We start from the raw sequence: 17,753 nt of genomic DNA, 5'->3' as shown, positions 1-17,753 counted from the left end.
TTACGATCATCCTCATGTGCGCACATGTCGTGGTCGCCGAGGATGATCCCAAGCAGGCCGACCTGGCCCGCCTGTACCTGGAGCGGGAAGGGCACCGCGTGGTCGTCGTCCACGACGGCCGGGCCGCGCTGGAGCAGGCCCGGCGCGGCCCGGCGGACCTCCTGGTCCTCGACGTGATGATGCCCGTCATGGACGGGCTCGACGTCTGCCGTGCCCTGCGTGCCGAATCCGCCCTGCCGGTGCTGATGCTGACGGCCCGCACCGCCGAGGAGGACCTGCTGCTCGGCCTCGACCTCGGCGCCGACGACTACCTCACCAAGCCGTACAGCCCGCGCGAGCTCGTGGCCCGGGTCCGGGCCCTGCTGCGCCGCGGGTCCCGCCCGCTGCCCCAGCAGGCGGCGACCCCCGCCGCCGCGCCGCCCGCCGCCGCGCCTCCGGCCGTACTGACCGCCGGGGCCCTCACCGTCGACCCCCTGCGCCACGAGGTCACCGCCGACGGACGGCCCGTCAGCTGCACGCCCGGCGAGTTCCGGCTGCTCCAGGTGCTGGCCGCCCAGCCCGGCCGGGTCTTCACCCGGGCCCAGCTGCTGGAGCACCTGCACGGCATCGACCGGTACATCACCACCCGGACCGTCGACACCCACGTGATGAACCTGCGCCGCAAGATCGAGCCCCAACCGCGCCGCCCCACCCGCCTGCTGACGGTCTACGGCATCGGCTACAAGCTCGCGGAGGGGCCGCGCGGTGCGTCGTGACGCCCCGCCGCGCCGCAGCCTGCTGATCCGGCTGCTCGCCCTCTCCGCCCTGGTCTCGCTCTGTTCGATCGCCGCGACGGCCTGGCTGACCGCCCGCACCACGACGGGCGCGATCAGGCAGGAGCAGCGCCAGGTCCTCGCCGACCAGGCCCGGATCTACCACGAACTGCTCGGCTACGCCGCGACCCACCCCGACTGGGCGGGTGCGGAGAGCACCGTGCGGCGGCTCGCCGCCGACACCGGGCAGCGCATCCTGCTGACGACTCCGCGCTTCGAGCCGGTCGTCGACTCCGCGGCCACCGCACCCGGGCCGCCGGCCGCCACCTCCGGGACCCCCGCCCCCGCCCCCGGGTCACCGACCCCGGGCGCCGCCGACCGGACGGTGCTGCCCCGGACGCCCACCACCACGGTCGACCCGCTCTCCGTCGACCTCGCCATGCTGCCCGACGCCCCGGCCGACCGGATCGACGCCCGCGCCGTGGGCCCGTTCCGGCTGACGACCGCCGAGCGCGCGGCCATGGAGGAGGCCGCGCGGAACCGGGCCGGCTGCCTGCGGTCGGAACTGGGCGTCGAGGCGACCGTCACCGACGACGCCGCCGGCCGCCCCGTGGTGAGCGTCCCCGGCGGCCGACCGCTCGGCGTGCGCTGCGCGCCCCCGCTGGTGCTGGACGCCCCGACCCGCACCGAGAGCGCCGCCCTCGCCGACCTCACCGCGCTCGTCAACGCCTGCCTGGATCGCCAGCAGATCCGGCCCGTGACGCTGTCCCTGGGGTTGCAGTGGGCCCCGGCCCGCGACCGGGAGCAGGAGCAGGTGATCTCCGCCTGCCTCGCCAACTCCCGCCGGCAGCAGCTCGTCCGGTACGTGGCGCCGCCCGTGCTGCTGTTCGTCGGCGCGCCCGCCGGCGCGGCGGACCAGGCCCCCGTGCTGTCCGCCCCGCACCGCGGGCGGGTCGCCGAGGTCGCCGCGCTGGTGCTGGCGGTCACCGTGGCGATCACCACGGTGGTCGGGCTGCGGCTCTCCCGGCCGCTGAACGCGCTCACCCGCGCCGCCCGGCGGATGACCGACGGGGACCTCTCCGCCCGGGTGACCGCGACCGGTCGCGACGAGATCGCCGGACTCGCCGCCGCCTTCAACGCCATGGCGCAGCGCCGCGAACAGCTGGAGGAGATGCGCCGGGCGATGGTCGGCGACATCGCGCACGAGCTGCGCACCCCGCTCAGCAACATCCGCGGCTGGCTGGAGGCCGTCGAGGACGGCGTCGTCACCGCCGACGGCGCCTTGACGAGTTCGCTGCTGGAGGAGGCCCTGCAACTCCAGCACCTGATCGACGACCTGCGGGACCTCGCCGCCGCCGACGCCGGTGAACTGGCCCTGCACCACGAGCCCGTGGACGTCGAGGACCTGCTGGCCCAGGTCGCCACCGCGCACGGCGCCCGGGCGCAGGCGTCGGGCGTGGCCCTGGTCGTCGAGGCGGTCGCGGACCGGACGGGGCCCGAGACGGCCGGCGTCCCGGCCGGGTACGAGACGGCCGGGTACGAGACCGCCGGGTACGAGACGGCCGGGTACGAGGTGTTCGCCGATCCGGTGCGCCTGCGCCAGCTGGTGGGCAACCTGGTCGCCAACGCCGTCCGGCACACCCCGGCGGGCGGCACGGTCACCCTGCGGACCCGGACGGAGTCCGACGCCCTGCTCATCGAGGTCGCCGACACCGGAGGCGGCATCGCCGAGGCGGACCTGCCGTTGGTGTTCGAGCGCTTCTGGCGGGCCGACAAGTCCCGCAACCGGCAGAGCGGCGGCAGCGGTCTGGGCCTCGCCATCGTCCGCAAGCTCGCCGAGCTCCACGGCGGCGGCGTCCACGCGGCCAGCAGCCCCGGCGCGGGCTCGGTGTTCACCGTGCGCCTGCCCGCTCCGGCGGCCGCCGGGTACGGGGGTGGAGCGGACCGATAGCTAAATCATCGACATATGTTTGCCATTGATCTATGCTCACGGCCATGGCTAACCGTCAACTACAGGAGCCGACCCGGCTCGTGCTCACCGCGCTCGCCGATGCCCCGCGGCACGGCTACGCGATCGTCCAGGAAGTCCTGGCCATCTCCGACGGCCGGACCAAGCTGCTCACCGGCACCCTCTACACCGCGCTGGACCGGCTCCTCCAGCAGGGGCTGATCCGGATCGACCACGAGGAGGTCGTCGGCGGCCGGATGCGGCGCACCTTCGCCCTCACCGAGGACGGCCGGGATGTCCTGGGCGCGGAGACGGAACGGCTGCGGGCCGGAGTCGTCGAGGCCGAGCGCAGGCTCGCGCTCGGGCGGGGGCCGCGTCTCGGGGCGCTCCGGCTGAGCGGCGGTGCGGCATGACCGCGCAGCAGGCCGGGGCGCTGCCCGGCAGGCTCCCGCTGATCGGCATCTACCCCGCCGCCTACCGGGCCTCGCACGGCGAGGAGATCGCCGCCGTCTTCGCCGAGTCCGTCGAGGGCGCCGACCGGCGCACCGTGCTGCGCGAGTGGGTCACCCTGGCCGCGCACGCCGCCCGGCTGCGGACCCGGCTCAGCTCCGGAGACCCCGCGGGCCGGGCGCTCGCCGGCGCCGCGCCGTACCTGCTGGCCGGCGGGGCGGCGCTGGCCTTCGTCCAGCTGGTGATGACCTTCTTCGTCGCGGACACGCGCTTCGAGCTGATGGGCCTGCACACCACGGCCGCGACCGCGGTGGGCGCGGTGCAGGCAGCCCCCTGGGTCCTCGCGCTGCTCGGCGCCGGCCTCGGGCACTGGGGCGCCGCCCGCCTCCTGGTGCTGGTCGGCGTCCTCGCCCGGATCGGCGCCGCGGTCGGCTACGCCGTCCACCCGGCCGGGGTGCTCTTCCTGTCCCTCCACCAGCTGCCCCTCTGGCTCCTGCTCGGGGTGCCGCTGCTCATCGCCCCGCCCGACGGCGTCGACCAGCGCGTCCGCGCCCGGGTCGGGACGGTCGTCGCGGCGGCCGTCATCGCGCTGCCGATGAGCGCGCTCGTCCTCGCCTGGCCCTGGCGCGACCTGGACGACTACTCCGAGGTCATCTTCCCGCGCAGCACCCAGATGCTGCTCGACGCGTCGTCGGCCTGGCCCGCCGTGGTGATGGCGACCGCCTTCTTCGTCCACTTCGCCGCCCGCCGGCCCGACCGGCCGCGCGCCGTCGGCGTGGCGCTGGCCGCCCTCCCCTGGGCGGTCATGCTCCCCGCGCCCTACTACTTGGCGCTGCCGCGCGACCTCGCCGACCTCGGGCGCAACCTCGCGGTCGTGGTCGGCCTGCTGGCCGTCGCCGCCGCCCTCGCCGCGTTCGGCCGCACCCTGGCCGCCTCCCGGAAACCGGAGCCGGTCGAGCCGGCCTGACCGCGGGGGCGGCGCCCCGAACCGACCGCCGGTGTCGGGCCGGCCGGTCCGAGGATCCCCGAGTCCCTTCTTCCGGAAGGGGCTCGGGGATCCTTCGTCGATGGCGGGGCGGCCCGGCGCGGTGTGGCGTGGATCACGGCAACGGGTGGCGGCGGCGGGACAGGAGCTGGTGTGGAGAATTCGATACGCGCCCGGGTGCGCGCTGGGGACGCGGCGGCGTTCGGGCTGGTCTTCGAGGACCACGCCCAGGCGGTGTACCGGCACGCCGTGCGGATGACCGGGGACTGGGCCGTCGCCGAGGACGTGGTCTCGCTGACGTTCCTGGAGGCGTGGCGGCTGCGCGCGCGGGTCGATCCCGAGGGGGAGAGCCTGCGGCCGTGGCTGCTGGGGATCGCGGGCAACGTCATCCGCAACACCCGTCGGGCCGCGCGGCGCCACCAGCGGGCGCTGGCCAAGCTGCCGCCGCGCGAGGCGATGCCGGACTTCGCCGGGGAGCTGGCGGGTCGGATCGCCGACGCCGAGGAGCTGGCCGCCGCGAAGGCCGCGCTGGAAGGGCTGCGGCCGGCGGAGCGCGAGGTGTTCGCGCTGTGCGTGTGGGAGGGCCTGGACCACGCGGCCGTCGCCGAGGCACTGGGCCGGCCGGTGGGGACGATCCGCTCGCGGTTGTCGCGGGCCCGGGCCCGGCTGCGGGAGTTGACGGCGAAGGAGCTCGCCGCGTCACGGTCCGAGCGCTCGGGAAGAGGTGGGCAACGCCCGGGCGCCGGCGGACAGGTAGCAGGTGACCGCGACCTCGCGGTCCGGCCGTACAAGGAGACGACCCGATGAACGCCACCCCCCGGGACCGGTCCGAGCAGACCGAGCGGGAGGAACTGGTCCGGCTGCTGCCGGCCCCGGCGGCCCCGGAGCTCCCCCCGGGCCGCCACCTCCTGCTGAAGGAACACCTGATGGACACCGTCACCGACAACTCCCGGCGCACGGCCCGGCGGCGCAGCCTGGCGCTGCGCCTGGCCCTCCCGGCGGGCCTGGCCGCCGCCCTGGTCGGCGCCCTCCTCGCCACGGGCCCCGGCCGCCCCGCCCCGGACGCCCGGCACCAGGCCGCCCAGCACCCGGCCGACGGCACCGGCCACGCGCTGGGCCGCGTCGACAACGCCGCGTACACCCTCGAAGGCGGTGACGACCTCGTCAAACTCACCATCCTGGAGCAGTACAAGCCGGTGGACCCGGACCAACTGCAGCGCGACCTGGACCGGTTCGGGATCCCCGCCCGGGTCTACGCCGGCCAGCCCGGTTGCCGCGCCCCCGAGCCGGAGACCCCGGACAACCAGGAGGGCCAGGACAGTTGGGACATGCATACGGAGGGCGCCGGCCCGCTCGTCCTCACCGTCCGCCCCCGCGCCGTCCCGGCCGGTCTCAAGCTCTTCATCTACCTGCCCTTCGCCGGGACCGACCCCGCCCACAGCTCGCGCGAGATGCACACCGGCCTCATGCGGAGCCCGGGCCCGGCCTGCATGCCGTCCAAGGTCTACTTCAACCCCCTGGCGAGTCTGATCCCGACCCCGCCGCACTGAGCGGCTGACGGCTGACGGCTGACGGCTGACGACCGGCGGCTGACGACCGACGGGTGCGCGGCGGCAGCGGTAGCAGGCGGAGGCAGGCCGAGGCAGGCGATGGCAGGGGTGTCCGCCCGGGGCCTGCCGGGGGGTGTCGCCGGACGGGCCGGCGGGTGCGGGGCTGCGGTCCGGGATGCGCCGGCGCGGTGCGCCGGAGGACGCACGGGGCGCGGGGGCCGCGGCTGGGCAAGCGCTGTGCACCGCTTGACCGGGGGGCGCCGGGGAGGGCGAGGGGCGCCGGGGAAGGGGCGCCGGGGGCGCCCTGGGAGAGGGGCGCCGGGGAAGGCGGGGCGGATCAGGTGGTCGAGCCTCTTCGGAGGTGCTGGAGGCAGTCGGCGATCTCGGCGGGGGTGGAGGGTCCGAGGGCGTCGGCGAGGCGGCCGTGGTGGAGGAAGACGACGCTGTCCGCGCACGCGGCGGCTTCCGGGTCGGTGGTGACGAGGACCGCCGTGAGGTCGAGGGCGCGGACCGCGCGGCGGAGTGAGGCGCCGATGGCGCGGGCGAGTTCGGGCGAGTCGTCGTGGCCGGGGGTGTCGACCAGCAGCAGGCGCGGGGAACCGGCCAGCAGCCGGGCCAGCATGGCGTTGTGCTGCTGGACCCGGCCCAGCCTCCGGAGCGGCCGCCGCCAGCGCCACAGTCGGGTGATCCGACTGATCTGCCAGGCCTGGCGGCGGCCGAGTGCGGAAACGCCCGGATCGACGAATTCACGAACCGTCACATTCGGGTGGACGGGCTCGTGTTGGCCCCAGAGCGCGCCGACGGAACCCCGTTCACCGTCGGCCCAGTGGACCGTTCCGGTGGACGGGGTGGTGACGCCGGCCATGCACTCCAGGAGTGCCGTGGTGCTGGCGCGTTCGTCTCCCATGACGGCACAGAAGCGGCCTTTTCGTACGCCGAGTGAGAACTCGCGCAGGACCGCTGTGGGACCGTTCGTGCCCGGGTGGATTTTCGACACGTTTTCCAGCGTGACGGCACAGTCTGGGGCGGCTTCCCGCTCAGCTGGTCCACCTCCCATCATGAATCCGCTCCCAGGCTTCCGTAAATGATGCGTGCGGCGACAAGGCATCGTGCTTGCATGCCCAGAACCTACTCGCTCGTAATGGGTTTAGGCCATGCTGCCCGCATCCGTATGTATGGTGCACTTTCCTAGACCATCCGTGTCAGATCGAGATCGCTCCTCGGGGCGTGTTGCGGGTTCGTTACTTCGGGAATCGTCGGTATAGGGCGAATTGTCAGACCAGTGGATCCCCACGAAGAAGAGCCCCGCCCAGGGGGGTCAGGGTGTGGTGCACTTTGTTGAGCGAGCGCAGGGTGGTGATAAGTCCGGCCGCCCGCAGGACGGCGGTGTGCTGGCTCGCGGCGGCGGTGGAGATGCCCACCAGCTCGCCGACCTCGGTGGTGGTGCAGGTGGTCGTCAACACCTGGAGGACGGCCGCCCGGGTGCGCCCCAGCAGGGCCCCCAGGGCCTGGTCGCCGTCGGGCGCCGGGTCCCACAGGTTCTCCCGGTCGCGCGGGACGGGGATCGGGTAGAGCAGCAGCAGGGGCCGGTCGCCCTGCTGTTCGACCAGGATCGGCGACCGGGAGAACAGGAACAGCGACGGCGCTATCTCCAGGCCGGTCGACTCCAGTTTGATGTCGTGCCCCGTCCCGGGGACCTCCAGCACCGGGGGACGCCAGCGGATCGCCGGGTGCAGGGTGCTGAGCAACTGGTCGACGCCGCCGCTCATCATGATCTGGGCCCGGGCGTTCCGGTCGACTTCGAGCAGGGTCGACACCTGGCTCCAGTAGGGCTCCACGGCGATCCGGTGGAATGTCTCCAGATCGCGCAGAACCCGCGGTCGGAATTCGTTCCCGGATCCGGCCGCGGAGGAGTTTTCGAGAATTCTGTAGAGATCCGGGAAAGGCCGTACGGTGCGGGCGAGTTCGGCCAGCGCCCGGCCGTCCCGCTCACCCGCGACCCGTCGTCGCCAGGAATGGAAGACGGGGCCTCCGCCGCCCGTCGCGAAGGTTTCGAGGGCGCACAGCGCCTCTCGCATCGGATCCAGATGAGCGGCCGACGATACTTTGGCCAGGCTCGCCGGACTGAAGAATATGCGTCGCATTGCTGTTTTCCCCCTTGAAGTTCCGATGCTGTCGCGATCGGAGGTCATCGGTCTCAGGCCGGCATCGCTGCCGCTTCGATCACGCCCTCGGTCGCACAGTTCGGTCCGTCGGGGAGAATGGGGTAGAAGAGCGTCGGTCCGTCGGCAATGGTGTGGTCGTCCACCAGGACCGGGGAATCGGGTGCCAGGAAGTAGGACGGCGCAATGGTCAGCCCGACCTCCTCCAGTTGCACGTCCTCGTTCTGTCCGGGTATCTCCAGCGAGCAGGTGGAGAGCCGGACGGTCGGGTGAAGGGTGCTCAGCAGGCCGCGCGCGCCGCAGTCCTGGAGGATTTCCAGTCGCTTCTTCCGGTCGCTCTGGACGGTGAGGGAGATCACGTCCCAGTGCGGGGCGACCATGATGCGGTAGAAGGACTCCAGGTCCCGGAGCAGGCGCAGGTCGGCGCCGTTCCCGGAGTGCCGGGCGCGCCGGACCATGATGTCCATGTCGGGGAACGGGCGGATGGTCCGGGCGAGTTCGACGAGCCGCTGGGTGGACCCGAGCCGGTGGGTGGGACCCAGCCGGCGGGCCGGCCCCACGGGGCGGGTCTTATGCCATCGGAGCCGGCGTTTCGCCTGGCGGTGCCGGGAAGAGAGCAGGTCCAGGGCGAAGAGTGATTCGCTGACCCAGTCCGGGGTCGGCATGATACGCGTTCTCAACAGGCTTGCCGACGTGAAGTGCAGACGTGGCACGAGTCCCCCATGAATGCCGTTGATGTAGGCGGGTCGGGAGCCGGGATCCACGGTGAGGTGGATGGTCGATCGTGCGTGACCGCATCTTCGACATGGCCATGCCCGTTCCCGTACCGACTACGCTACGTGGCGCTTTAGGGGGGTGACAGTCGAGTCTTCGCCAGTTCGAAGGTGCAGTTCTCTGCACCTGATCCGGATAGCGGACTCGACTCGGTTCGACCGCCCCCTGAGGGGTCGTGTGACCCGTGGGGCGGTTGGGGAGAGAGGGGTCTGTTGGGGCCGGAGTCGCGCCGGACGTGGGTCCGCGCTCTCGGCCTACCTGCCAAGAGCGCGGAAGTTCCTCAGGCGCGGATTCGATCTGCTCGTCAGATCGTGATAAGCACGTTGATCAGAACGCCAACGGCGACCACCGCGAGGACGACCCAGGGCCACATCGGGCGTTCCTTAGTGGGCTTCCAGCCGGTCGAATCGGGCATGACTGCTCCTGGCTTGTATTGGTACGGGGAGATTTACGGCCGGGCCCCCCGGAAGACGGGGGACCCAACGAGGGGCCCGGCCAAGGGAATCGGTGGGGGAACTGTTAGTGCCCTGTTCACCGATTCCGGTCTGTGGTCACCGTGCGCGCTCCGGGAGGCTCAACGGTGACGCTGGTTCGGAAGCCCAGTCATCACGGGTAGTCGTGGTGGTCGAGGCAGGTCTGGCGCAGTTCCTTGATGCGGTCGTTCTGCTCACCGATGTAACCGACCACGGTGCGCACCGCACCCTTCTCGCGGATGTCGGCGTTGCGCATCTTGTCGGCGGTCGACTGGATCGCATTGCGGAGCTTGTCGTCCCCGGCCTGCTTGGCCAGCCCGTCGAGCTCGTCGGCCCGGTCGCGCATCTTCTTGCGGGCCTCCTCCACGTTGTCCGGGAACGGATCGGTGAAGGTCTTGCCGAAGATCTTCGCGCACAGCTCGATCCGGTCGGCGGCCTTGGTACTGACCTGGCAGGCGGATGTTCCGGCGCCGACCAGGAGGACGGCGGCCAGGGTCAGCACGACCGTCCTGCTCCGCCGGCGTCCGGGTTCGGCCCCGTGGCTCCTGCGCATCGGGTACATGCTTCCTCCCTGGGTCCCGTGGGATCCGATGATCTTCTGCCCGTCGTCCCGGCGTTGGTTCCGCCTTCGATGACTCCATCCTGAACCCGGGCGCCGCCGATTTCATGGGGGCTTACTTCCGATCCGAGGTGCAGTTCTCTGCACCTTTCTTCGTGCACGTGATCGCCTGTGCTGGGCGTTTTCGCACCGGCTTAAAGACGTGGTGGGCGGTGGGTGGCGCCATGGAGGCTGAGGTCCGTACGGCCGGGACGGCATGCGGTGGCCGGGGTTCCGCCCCAGGGCCGTGGCGCACGGACAGCGCAGGGGAGAGAGGGACGACGATGGGCCCAGCACGGACACTCGCGGAGAAGCTGTGGGAGCGCCACGTCGTGGCGTCCCGGCCCGGCGGACCGGACCTCCTCTACATCGACCTCCACCTCACCCACGAGGCCACCTCCCCGCAGGCCTTCGACGGGCTGCGGCTGGCCGGCCGCGGCGTCCGGCGGCCGGGGCTGACCCTGGCGCTGGAGGACCACAACGTCGCCACCACGGCGACCGCGGTGCTCGACCCGGTCAGCCTGGTCCAGCTGGACACGCTGCGCCGCAACTGCGCCGAACAGGGCGTCGAGCTCTACTCGGTCGGCCACCGGCGGCAGGGGATCGTGCACGTCGTCGGACCCGAACTCGGCCTGGTGCAGCCCGGCATGACGATCGTCTGCGGGGACAGCCACACCGCCACGCACGGCGCGTTCGGCGCGCTCGCCTTCGGCATCGGCACCAGCGACGTGGAGCACGTCCTGGCCACCCAGTGCCTGGAGATCGGCCGGCCGCGCACCCTGGCCGTCGAGTTCACCGGCCAACTCCCCCCGGAGGTCGGGGCGAAGGAGATGATCCTCGCGCTGATCGCCCGGATCGGGGCCAACGGGGCGCAGGGCCACCTCATCGAGTACCGGGGCGACGCGGTGCGCGGGCTCTCCATGGAGGCCCGGATGACGCTCTGCAACATGAGCATCGAGGCCGGCGCCCGGGCCGGGATCGTCGCACCCGACGAGACCACCCTGGAGTACCTGCGCGGCCGTCCGCACGCCCCCGCCGGGGCGGACTGGGACGCCGCCGTCGCCGACTGGTCCACCCTGGCCACCGACCCCGGCGCCGTGTTCGACCGGACGGTCGTGCTCGACGTGGGCGGGCTCACCCCGCTCGTCACCTGGGGCACCAACCCCGCGCAGACCGTGCCGCTCGCCGCCGCCGTGCCCGACCCGCAGACCTTCACCGACCCGCTCGAACGCGCCTCGGCGCAGAAGGCGCTGGCCTACATGGGCCTGCGGCCCGGGACCTCGATGCGGGACCTCGCGATCGACGTCGTCTTCGTCGGCTCCTGCACCAACGGCCGGATCGAGGACCTCCGCTCCGCGGCCGGGGTGTTGCGCGGGCGCACCGTCGCCGGCGGCACCCGGATGCTGGTCGTCCCCGGCTCGATGCAGGTGCGGGCCGAGGCCGAGGCGGAGGGGCTGCACGAGGTCTTCCTGGCCGCCGGCGCCGAGTGGCGGCTGCCCGGTTGCTCGATGTGCCTGGGGATGAACACCGACCGTCTCGAGGGTGTCGAGCGCTGCGCCTCCACCTCGAACCGTAACTTCGAAGGCCGCCAAGGGGCGCGGGCCCGCACCCACCTGGTGTCGCCCGCGGTCGCCGCCGCGACGGCGGTGGCCGGGCGGCTCGCGGCCCCGGCCGACCTGGCCTGACAGCGCCGGCCCGGCCGGAGAGAGGACAGCTGAGTATGGAACCCTTCGTCGAACACCACGGTCGCGCGGTCGCCCTGCGCCGCGACGACGTCGACACCGACCAGATCCTGCCCGCGGAGTACTGCAAGCGGGTCACCAAGAGCGGCTACGAGGACGCGCTGTTCGCCCGCTGGCGCGCCGAGGACGGCTTCGTCCTGGAGCAGCCGCGCCACGCGGGCGCGACGGTCCTGCTGGCCGGCCGGGACTTCGGCATCGGCAGCTCCCGCGAGCACGCCGTCTGGGCGCTGCGCGACTGGGGGTTCCGCGCCGTCGTCGCCACCGGCTTCGGCGACATCTTCCGCCGCAACGCCCTCAACAACGGCCTCGTCCCGGTCGACCTGCCGACCCCCGTGGTCGAGGAGCTGATGGACCTCGCGGAGTCCGCCGAGGGCCTGCGGCTCACCGTGGACCTGCGGGCCGGCCTGCTGCGCCGGCCGGGCGGCGAGCACCCGTTCACGGTCGACGCGCGGGCCCGGGCCCGGCTGCTCGAAGGGCAGGACGTGATCGCGGAGACCCTGCTCAGGAGCGGGGACATCGAGGCGTACGAGGCGGGCCGCCCGTCCTGGCTGCCCGAGATCCCGCGCGGCGCCTTCGACCGGGCCGAACAGCGGCTCCGGGGCGAAGCGCCGCTCCAGACCGAACAGCGGCTCCGGACCGACGCCGCGGGAGTGAGCCGATGAGCGCCACCACGCACCATGACACCCCGGCCCGCCGCGCCCTGGGCGCCGAGCGGGTGGCCGGGCTGCCCGGCGGGGGGCTGGCCGCGCTGCTGCTGGAGGGGCTGCCCCCGAACACCGTGAACCTGGCGGTGGGCACCCCGGCCTACCCCGACACGCCGCCCGGGCTGGTCGAGGCGGCGGTCGCCGCGCTGCGCGCCGGCGTCCACCAGTACCAGGATCCGGCCGGGTTGGCGCTGCTGCGCGAGCGGATCGCCGCGGCCCTGCCCGGCGCCCCGGACCCGGGCTCCGAGATCACCGTCACCGTCGGCGGCAGCGAGGGGCTGGCCGTCGCCCTGCTCTCGCTCGTCGACCCCGGCGACGAGGTGATCGTGTTCGAGCCCTTCTACGAGAACTTCCTCAGCGCCATCGCCCTCACCGGCGCCCGCCCGCGCCCGGTCCGGCTGCGGGAGCCCGACTGGAGCGTCGACCCGGACGAGCTGGCCGCGGCCTTCGGACCGCGCACCCGCGCCGTCATCGTGAACAGCCCGGCCAACCCGACCGGCGTCGTCCTGGAGCGCGGCACCCTCGACCTGCTCGCCGAGCTGTGCCGGCGCTGGGGCGCCGTGGTGATCTCGGACGAGGTGTACGCCGGGTACGTCTACGAGTCGGCCGGCTACCGCTCGGTCGCCGAGATCGAGGGCCTGGCAGACCGCTCCGTGGTGGTCGGCAGCCTCTCCAAGAGCCATGCGATCAGCGGCTGGCGGCTCGGCTTCCTGCGCGCGGCGCCGGAGCTCACCGCCCTGCTGCGCAAGGTGCACGTGGCCACCACCGGCGGCGCGGCGGCCGCGCTCCAGCACGCCGCGGCCAACGCGGACCTGCTGCTGCCGGAGCGCTGGGACCACGCGGCGGGGATGCGCGAGCGGCGCGACCGGACGGTGACCCTGCTGCGGGACGCCGGATTCGACTTCACGCCCCCGGCCGGCGGCTGCTACGTGCTGGCCCGGATCGACGGACTGACCGACGAGCCCAGCCCGCGCTTCGTCCGCACGCTGCTCGCCGAGACCGGTGTGCTGGTGGCGCCGGGCACCTCGTTCTTCGTCGATCCGGCCGATGGCGAGCGCTACGTCCGGATCGCCTTCAACCGTCCACTCCAGACCCTCGACACCGCTGCCGAGCGGCTTCGCGCCCGCAGCCCGCAGAAGGGAGTCACTCCGTGACAACCGCCATCAGCATCTCGACCGAAGCGCGGCACGACGGACTGGTCCTCGGGATCACCGCCGAGACCGCGGGCAACCGGCTGGTCGACCTCGGCAAGGAGCAGGGGGAGTTCATCCGCCAGCGGATCACCGAGCACGGCGCGGTCGTGCTCAGCGGCTTCGACTGGCAGGAGTGGCCGGAGCTGGACACCTTCGTCAACGCCGTCGTCGGCCGGCCGCTCGACTACACCGAGCGCTCCTCGCCGCGCACCGAGCTGCACCCCGGGGTGTTCACGGCCACCGACCACCCGGCGACCGAGGAGATCTTCCTCCACACCGAGCAGTCGTACAACCTGAACGTCCCGCGCTACCTGTTCTTCTTCTGCCGCCAGGAGTCGCCCGACGGCGGCGCCAGCCTGCTGGCCGACTGCCGCGCCCTGCACGCCGGGCTGCCCAGGGAGACCGCCGAGCGGTTCGAGCGCGAGGGCTACCTGCTCGTCCGCAACTTCCGCCCCGGCCTGGGCCTCTCCTGGCAGGAGGCGTTCGGCACCAGCGACCCGGACGAGGTCAAGGCCTACTGCGACGCCAACAGCATCGAGCTGGAGTGGCTGGAGCGCAACCACCTGAGGACCCGTCAGCTCCGCTGGGCCGTCTCCACCCACCCGGAGACCGGCGTCCGCTCCTGGTTCAACCACCTGACCTTCTTCCACGCCCGCACCCTGCGCGAGGACGTCGCCGACTTCCTGCTGGAGGAGTACGGCCCGTGGGGGATGCCCACCAACACCTTCTACGCGGACGGCAGCGAGATCCCGGACGAGGTCGTCCGGCAGCTCCAGGCCGCCTACCGGGCGCAGCAGATCGACGTCAACGTGCACACCGGTGAGGTCCTGATCGTGGACAACATCAGCGTGGCGCACGGGCGGGCCCCCTTCGTGCCGCCGCGCGACCTGTTCGTCAGCATGGCCGGGGCGCACGCGTGGTCCGAACTCCGCCCGGTGGAGCGGACGTCGGCGCCCGCGGTGGCGCTGCCGACCCCGCCGCAGTGACCTCGGGCAGTACGACGGCCGATGCCGCCGTGGCGGCCGAGCCGGGCCCGCCGCCGCTGTCCCGCAACCGCGAGTACAACGTGCTGTGGACCGCGAACATGGTCTCCCAGCTGGGGGCGCAGGGCACGCTGATCGCGTACCCGCTGCTGGTGCTCGGGCTCGGCGGCTCCGCCTTCGAGGCCTCGCTGGCCGAGTTCGCGATCGCCGGGTCGAGGGCGCTCTCGGCGCTTCCCTCGGGGGCGCTGGCGGACCGGGTCAGCCGCAAGACGCTGATGCTGGTCTCGGAGTTCGGGCGGGCCGTGGCGCTGGGCCTGCTCGCGCTGCTGGTGGCGATCGGGCACGCGCCGCTGGCGGCCATCGTGGTGGTGGCGGTGGTCGAAGGGGTGTGCACCTCGCTGTTCGGCACCGCCGACCAGGCGCTGCTGCCGAGCGTCGTGCCGTCCTCGCAACTCGCCGACGCCGTCACCCGCAACACCGCCCGCTACTACCTCGCGACCATCGTGGGTCCGGGGATCGGCGGATTCCTGTACGGCGTCCAGCGGTTGCTGCCGTTCGTCGCCCAGGCGGTGACCTCGGCGATCGCCTTCGTCACGCTGCTGTTCCTGCGGCTGCCGGCGCCGGCGCCGGCACCCGCACCGGCGTCGTCGCCGGAGGACAAGGGCGAGGGCGGGGGCGCGGACCGGGCCGAGAGCGCGTTGCAGGCGATGGCGTCGGGGCTGCGCTGGCTGCGCGGCAACCCGGCGGTGCGGGCCACCGTGCTGTTCGGCACCGCCTTCAATCTGGTGTTCAGCGGCCTGCTGATCGCCGTGGTGGTGATGGCCCAGCAGGACGGGCGGTCCGGTGCCGAGGTCGGCGCCATCGGCGCCCTGGTCGGCGCGGGCGGCGTGTCGGGTGCGCTGGCGGCCGGGCGGCTGCGCCGCTCGCTCTCGCCGTTCACGGCGCTCATGGTGCTGACCTGGGCCTCCGCGGTGCTGGTGCCGCTGCTCGCGGTGGTGCCGACCGGCTGGCCGGCCGGGCTGGTGCTGGGGGCCGCCGCGTTCCTCGCGCCCACCGCCACCGCTTTGGTGGCGGGTCATCAGATGATGGTCACTCCCGATGAGATGCGCGGCCGGCTGGCCGGTCTGATCGGGGTCTCGATGGGCGCGGGCGCGGCGCTCGGCCCGCTGCTGTGCGGGCTGCTGCTGGAGACCGTGCACGCCGTGCCCACCGTGCTGAGCTGTGCGGCGGCGTTCCTGCTGATCGCACTCGGCGTGGCCGTCACCCCCGCGGTCCGCGCCTTCCCCGCCCTGCCCGACAACCGGTAGCAACCGTCCGGGAGTTGAGGAGGGGAAGCGGAGAGGGGCGGCGCCCGACCGGCGCCGCCCCTCTCCGCGTGTCGTCCTTCGGCCGTTCAGGCCCGCAGGTAGGTGAGCACGGCGAGCACCCGGCGGTGGCCGCTGTCCGGCGTGGGCATGTTCAGCTTGGCGAAGATGTTGCCGATGTGCTTGTTCACCGAACTCTCCGCGATGAACAGCATCTCGGCGATGGTGCCGTTGTTGCGGCCCTCCGCCATCAGCGCCAGGACCTCGCGCTCGCGCTGGGTCAGCGAGGACAGCGGGTCGTCGCCGGCCCGGCGGACCATCAGCTGCGAGATGACCTCCGGGTCCATCGCGGTGCCGCCGTCGGCGACCCGCTCCAGCGCGAGCAGGAACTCCTCGGCGCGCCCCACCCGGTCCTTCAGCAGGTAGCCGACCCCGGAGGCGCTCTGCGCCAGCAGCTCCGTCGCGTACGCCCGTTCGACGTACTGCGAGAGCACCAGGACGGGCAGGTTGGGCAGTTGCTTGCGGGCCTCGACGACGGCGCGCAGGCCCTCGTCCCGGAACGTCGGCGGCAGCCGGACGTCCACCACGGCGACGTCCGGGCGGTGTGCGAGCAGCGCGGGCAGCAGGTCGTCCCCGTTGTCCACGGTGGCGCACACCTCGTGCCCCTCGCTGTTCAGTAACAGGACCAGCCCCTCACGGAGCAGGGCGTTGTCCTCGGCGATCAGGATCCGCATGGAATCTCCACCTTCAGTACGGTCGGGCCCCCGGGCGGGCTGAACAGGTCGGTGGTGCCGTCGAAGGCGGCGACCCGGCGCCGGAGTCCGAGGATCCCGCTCCCCGTGCCCTCGGTGGCGCCGCCCTTGCCGTCGTCCTCGACCCTGATCGAGATGGCGTCCGACGCGATCCGCAGCCACACCAGCGCGCTACGCGCCCCGCTGTGCTTCGTGATGTTGGTGAGCGCCTCGGAGATCACGAAGTAGGCCGCGGCCTCGGCGGCGGCGGGCGCGCGGGGCGCCGCGCCGGCCGACTCGTCGATGTCTATCCGGGTCGGGACCCCGCACAGCGCGGTGAGCGCCCGGACGGCGTCGGTCAGCCCGCGGTCGGCGAGCACCGGCGGGTAGATGCCGCGGACGAGGTGGCGCAGCGACTCCAACGCCTGCTCGGCGAGGTTCTGGGCCGCGTCCACCATCTCCGGGACCTGCTCGGGCCGTTGGCCGAGCGCGCGCTTGATCATGCCGAGGCGCAGCGAGACGGCGACGATGCCGGCCTGCGCCCCGTCGTGCAGGTCGCGTTCGATCCGGCGGAGTTCGGCGTCGTGCGCGTCGAGCGCCTCGGCGCGGGTCACGGAGAGTTCGCGGACCCGCTGCGCGAGCGCGACCCGGGGGCGGGCGGTCAGCAGCCGGCGGGACATCCGGGCGTGCACGAGGGCCAGCCCGCGCATCGCGGCCATCGCCACCACGGCGTAGCCGATGCCGATGAACACCGCGACGAAGGACTTCAGCCACGAGTCGACGTTCATCAGGATGATCGAGTTGCGCTCGCCCGACGCGAGCTTCCACCACACCGGTGCGGACAGCCAGTTGAAGGCGTTGCCGCAGATGCTCAGGGCGAAGATGCACAGGGCCGAGCCGACGACGCCGTGGGTGATCACCCAGAGCAGGTCCTTGCGGACGGCCGGGTCGCGCAGGGAGGGCTTGCGGGGGCCGGTGCGGCCGGGCTCCAGGTCGCGGTAGGGCGTGCGGACCTCGGTCTCCAGCAGCCGGCCGACCCACCGGCGGTGGACCTCGGCGTACCTGCGCAGCACCCGCAGTGTCCTGGGCAGCAGCAGGAAGCCCGTTCCGACCAGGCAGAGCGCGAAGATGATGGCGATCAGGTAGAACAGCAGCAGCCCGGCGAGTCCGGTCATCAGGCAGAGCAGGACGTAGCCCGCGGCCGGAGGGAAACGGATCACCGTCTGGCGGACCCACTGCTCGGGCTGTAAGCGTCGCAACTCGGCAATGCTGGGGGCGCGCACGGCTCCTAAAACCCTCCGAGTCGTCATCCCGATCACCCTACCACCGTCCCAAATGCGGCGGTGGGTGGCACTTTTCTGCACCATCGACTCTCCAGTTCGTGCCCTGGTTGCGTACCTGCTC

At 73.0% G+C, this 17,753-nt stretch carries 17 protein-coding genes; 11 read left to right on the top strand and 6 right to left on the bottom strand.

Going from position 1 to position 17,753, the window contains the following annotated elements:
• Nucleotides 1-14 precede the first annotated feature (14 nt).
• From ACIO9K_RS02695 to ACIO9K_RS02670, 6 genes are all read left to right on the top strand, one after another.
• Nucleotides 15-755: a response regulator transcription factor gene (locus ACIO9K_RS02695; RefSeq protein ID WP_400326386.1), complete on the top strand. Its 741-nt coding sequence runs from the start codon at nt 15-17 to the stop codon at nt 753-755.
• Nucleotides 745-2,703: a sensor histidine kinase gene (locus ACIO9K_RS02690; RefSeq protein WP_400326383.1), complete on the top strand. Its 1,959-nt coding sequence runs from the start codon at nt 745-747 to the stop codon at nt 2,701-2,703. The genes ACIO9K_RS02695 and ACIO9K_RS02690 overlap by 11 nt, the downstream gene beginning before the upstream one ends.
• 44 nt (nt 2,704-2,747) lie before the next feature.
• Complete coding sequence (locus ACIO9K_RS02685; RefSeq protein WP_363585158.1) at nt 2,748-3,113, top strand: PadR family transcriptional regulator; 366 nt, start codon at nt 2,748-2,750, stop codon at nt 3,111-3,113.
• Nucleotides 3,110-4,117, top strand: a complete 1,008-nt coding sequence (locus ACIO9K_RS02680; protein ID WP_400326379.1) for a hypothetical protein — start codon at nt 3,110-3,112, stop codon at nt 4,115-4,117. Before ACIO9K_RS02685 ends, ACIO9K_RS02680 begins: the two co-directional genes overlap by 4 nt.
• Before the next feature lie 171 nt (nt 4,118-4,288).
• The gene (locus ACIO9K_RS02675) at nt 4,289-4,942 is read left to right on the top strand and encodes an RNA polymerase sigma factor (protein WP_400326376.1); all 654 of its coding nucleotides are present in this window, start codon (nt 4,289-4,291) and stop codon (nt 4,940-4,942) included.
• Nucleotides 4,939-5,685 carry a hypothetical protein gene (locus ACIO9K_RS02670; RefSeq protein WP_363623330.1) on the top strand — a complete coding sequence of 249 codons (747 nt, stop codon included), beginning with the start codon at nt 4,939-4,941 and terminating at the stop codon, nt 5,683-5,685. Before ACIO9K_RS02675 ends, ACIO9K_RS02670 begins: the two co-directional genes overlap by 4 nt.
• A 337-nt stretch (nt 5,686-6,022) precedes the next feature.
• Here ACIO9K_RS02670 and ACIO9K_RS02665 read toward each other — a convergent pair whose 3' ends face one another.
• From ACIO9K_RS02665 to ACIO9K_RS02650, 4 genes are all read right to left on the bottom strand, one after another.
• Complete coding sequence (locus tag ACIO9K_RS02665) at nt 6,023-6,742, bottom strand: ATP-binding cassette domain-containing protein (RefSeq protein WP_400326372.1); 720 nt, start codon at nt 6,740-6,742, stop codon at nt 6,023-6,025.
• A gap of 217 nt (nt 6,743-6,959) precedes the next feature.
• Nucleotides 6,960-7,523 (bottom strand): winged helix-turn-helix domain-containing protein, encoded by a 564-nt coding sequence (locus ACIO9K_RS02660; protein WP_363585150.1) that lies wholly within the window; start codon nt 7,521-7,523, stop codon nt 6,960-6,962.
• Nucleotides 7,524-7,882: 359 nt separating this feature from the next.
• Nucleotides 7,883-8,407: a hypothetical protein gene (locus ACIO9K_RS02655; RefSeq protein ID WP_400326368.1), complete on the bottom strand. Its 525-nt coding sequence runs from the start codon at nt 8,405-8,407 to the stop codon at nt 7,883-7,885.
• An 820-nt stretch (nt 8,408-9,227) separates the two neighbouring features.
• Nucleotides 9,228-9,647: a hypothetical protein gene (locus ACIO9K_RS02650; RefSeq protein WP_363585146.1), complete on the bottom strand. Its 420-nt coding sequence runs from the start codon at nt 9,645-9,647 to the stop codon at nt 9,228-9,230.
• 329 nt (nt 9,648-9,976) lie between these two features.
• On the opposite strand from ACIO9K_RS02650, the gene leuC reads away from it, so the two are divergent.
• Genes leuC through ACIO9K_RS02625 form a run of 5 tightly spaced genes read left to right on the top strand, consistent with a single transcriptional unit; the run spans nt 9,977 to nt 15,621 of the window.
• Nucleotides 9,977-11,377 carry a 3-isopropylmalate dehydratase large subunit gene (gene leuC, locus ACIO9K_RS02645; RefSeq protein ID WP_363623338.1) on the top strand — a complete coding sequence of 467 codons (1,401 nt, stop codon included), beginning with the start codon at nt 9,977-9,979 and terminating at the stop codon, nt 11,375-11,377.
• Nucleotides 11,378-11,412: 35 nt separating this feature from the next.
• On the top strand, nt 11,413-12,096 hold the full coding sequence (leuD, locus tag ACIO9K_RS02640; RefSeq protein ID WP_363585142.1) for a 3-isopropylmalate dehydratase small subunit: 684 nt from the start codon (nt 11,413-11,415) through the stop codon (nt 12,094-12,096).
• Complete coding sequence (locus ACIO9K_RS02635) at nt 12,093-13,292, top strand: pyridoxal phosphate-dependent aminotransferase (RefSeq protein WP_400326363.1); 1,200 nt, start codon at nt 12,093-12,095, stop codon at nt 13,290-13,292. The genes leuD and ACIO9K_RS02635 overlap by 4 nt, the downstream gene beginning before the upstream one ends.
• Nucleotides 13,289-14,317 (top strand): TauD/TfdA family dioxygenase, encoded by a 1,029-nt coding sequence (locus tag ACIO9K_RS02630; protein WP_363623342.1) that lies wholly within the window; start codon nt 13,289-13,291, stop codon nt 14,315-14,317. The genes ACIO9K_RS02635 and ACIO9K_RS02630 overlap by 4 nt, the downstream gene beginning before the upstream one ends.
• A complete protein-coding gene (locus tag ACIO9K_RS02625) occupies nt 14,314-15,621 on the top strand; it encodes an MFS transporter (RefSeq protein WP_363623344.1) in 1,308 nt (435 codons plus the stop codon). Before ACIO9K_RS02630 ends, ACIO9K_RS02625 begins: the two co-directional genes overlap by 4 nt.
• An 86-nt stretch (nt 15,622-15,707) precedes the next feature.
• Here ACIO9K_RS02625 and ACIO9K_RS02620 read toward each other — a convergent pair whose 3' ends face one another.
• Both ACIO9K_RS02620 and ACIO9K_RS02615 read right to left on the bottom strand, forming a co-directional pair.
• Nucleotides 15,708-16,352, bottom strand: coding sequence for a response regulator transcription factor (locus ACIO9K_RS02620; protein ID WP_350880992.1), 645 nt, complete (start codon nt 16,350-16,352; stop codon nt 15,708-15,710).
• Nucleotides 16,340-17,608, bottom strand: coding sequence for a sensor domain-containing protein (locus ACIO9K_RS02615; RefSeq protein ID WP_363585134.1), 1,269 nt, complete (start codon nt 17,606-17,608; stop codon nt 16,340-16,342). The genes ACIO9K_RS02620 and ACIO9K_RS02615 overlap by 13 nt, the downstream gene beginning before the upstream one ends.
• Nucleotides 17,609-17,753: the final 145 nt, after the last annotated feature.

This window comes from Kitasatospora sp. NPDC087271 (genome assembly GCF_044744605.1).
Taxonomy (GTDB): domain Bacteria; phylum Actinomycetota; class Actinomycetes; order Streptomycetales; family Streptomycetaceae; genus Kitasatospora.
Note: the sequence above shows the minus strand (reverse complement) of the source record. Positions and strands in the feature narration are given on the sequence as shown.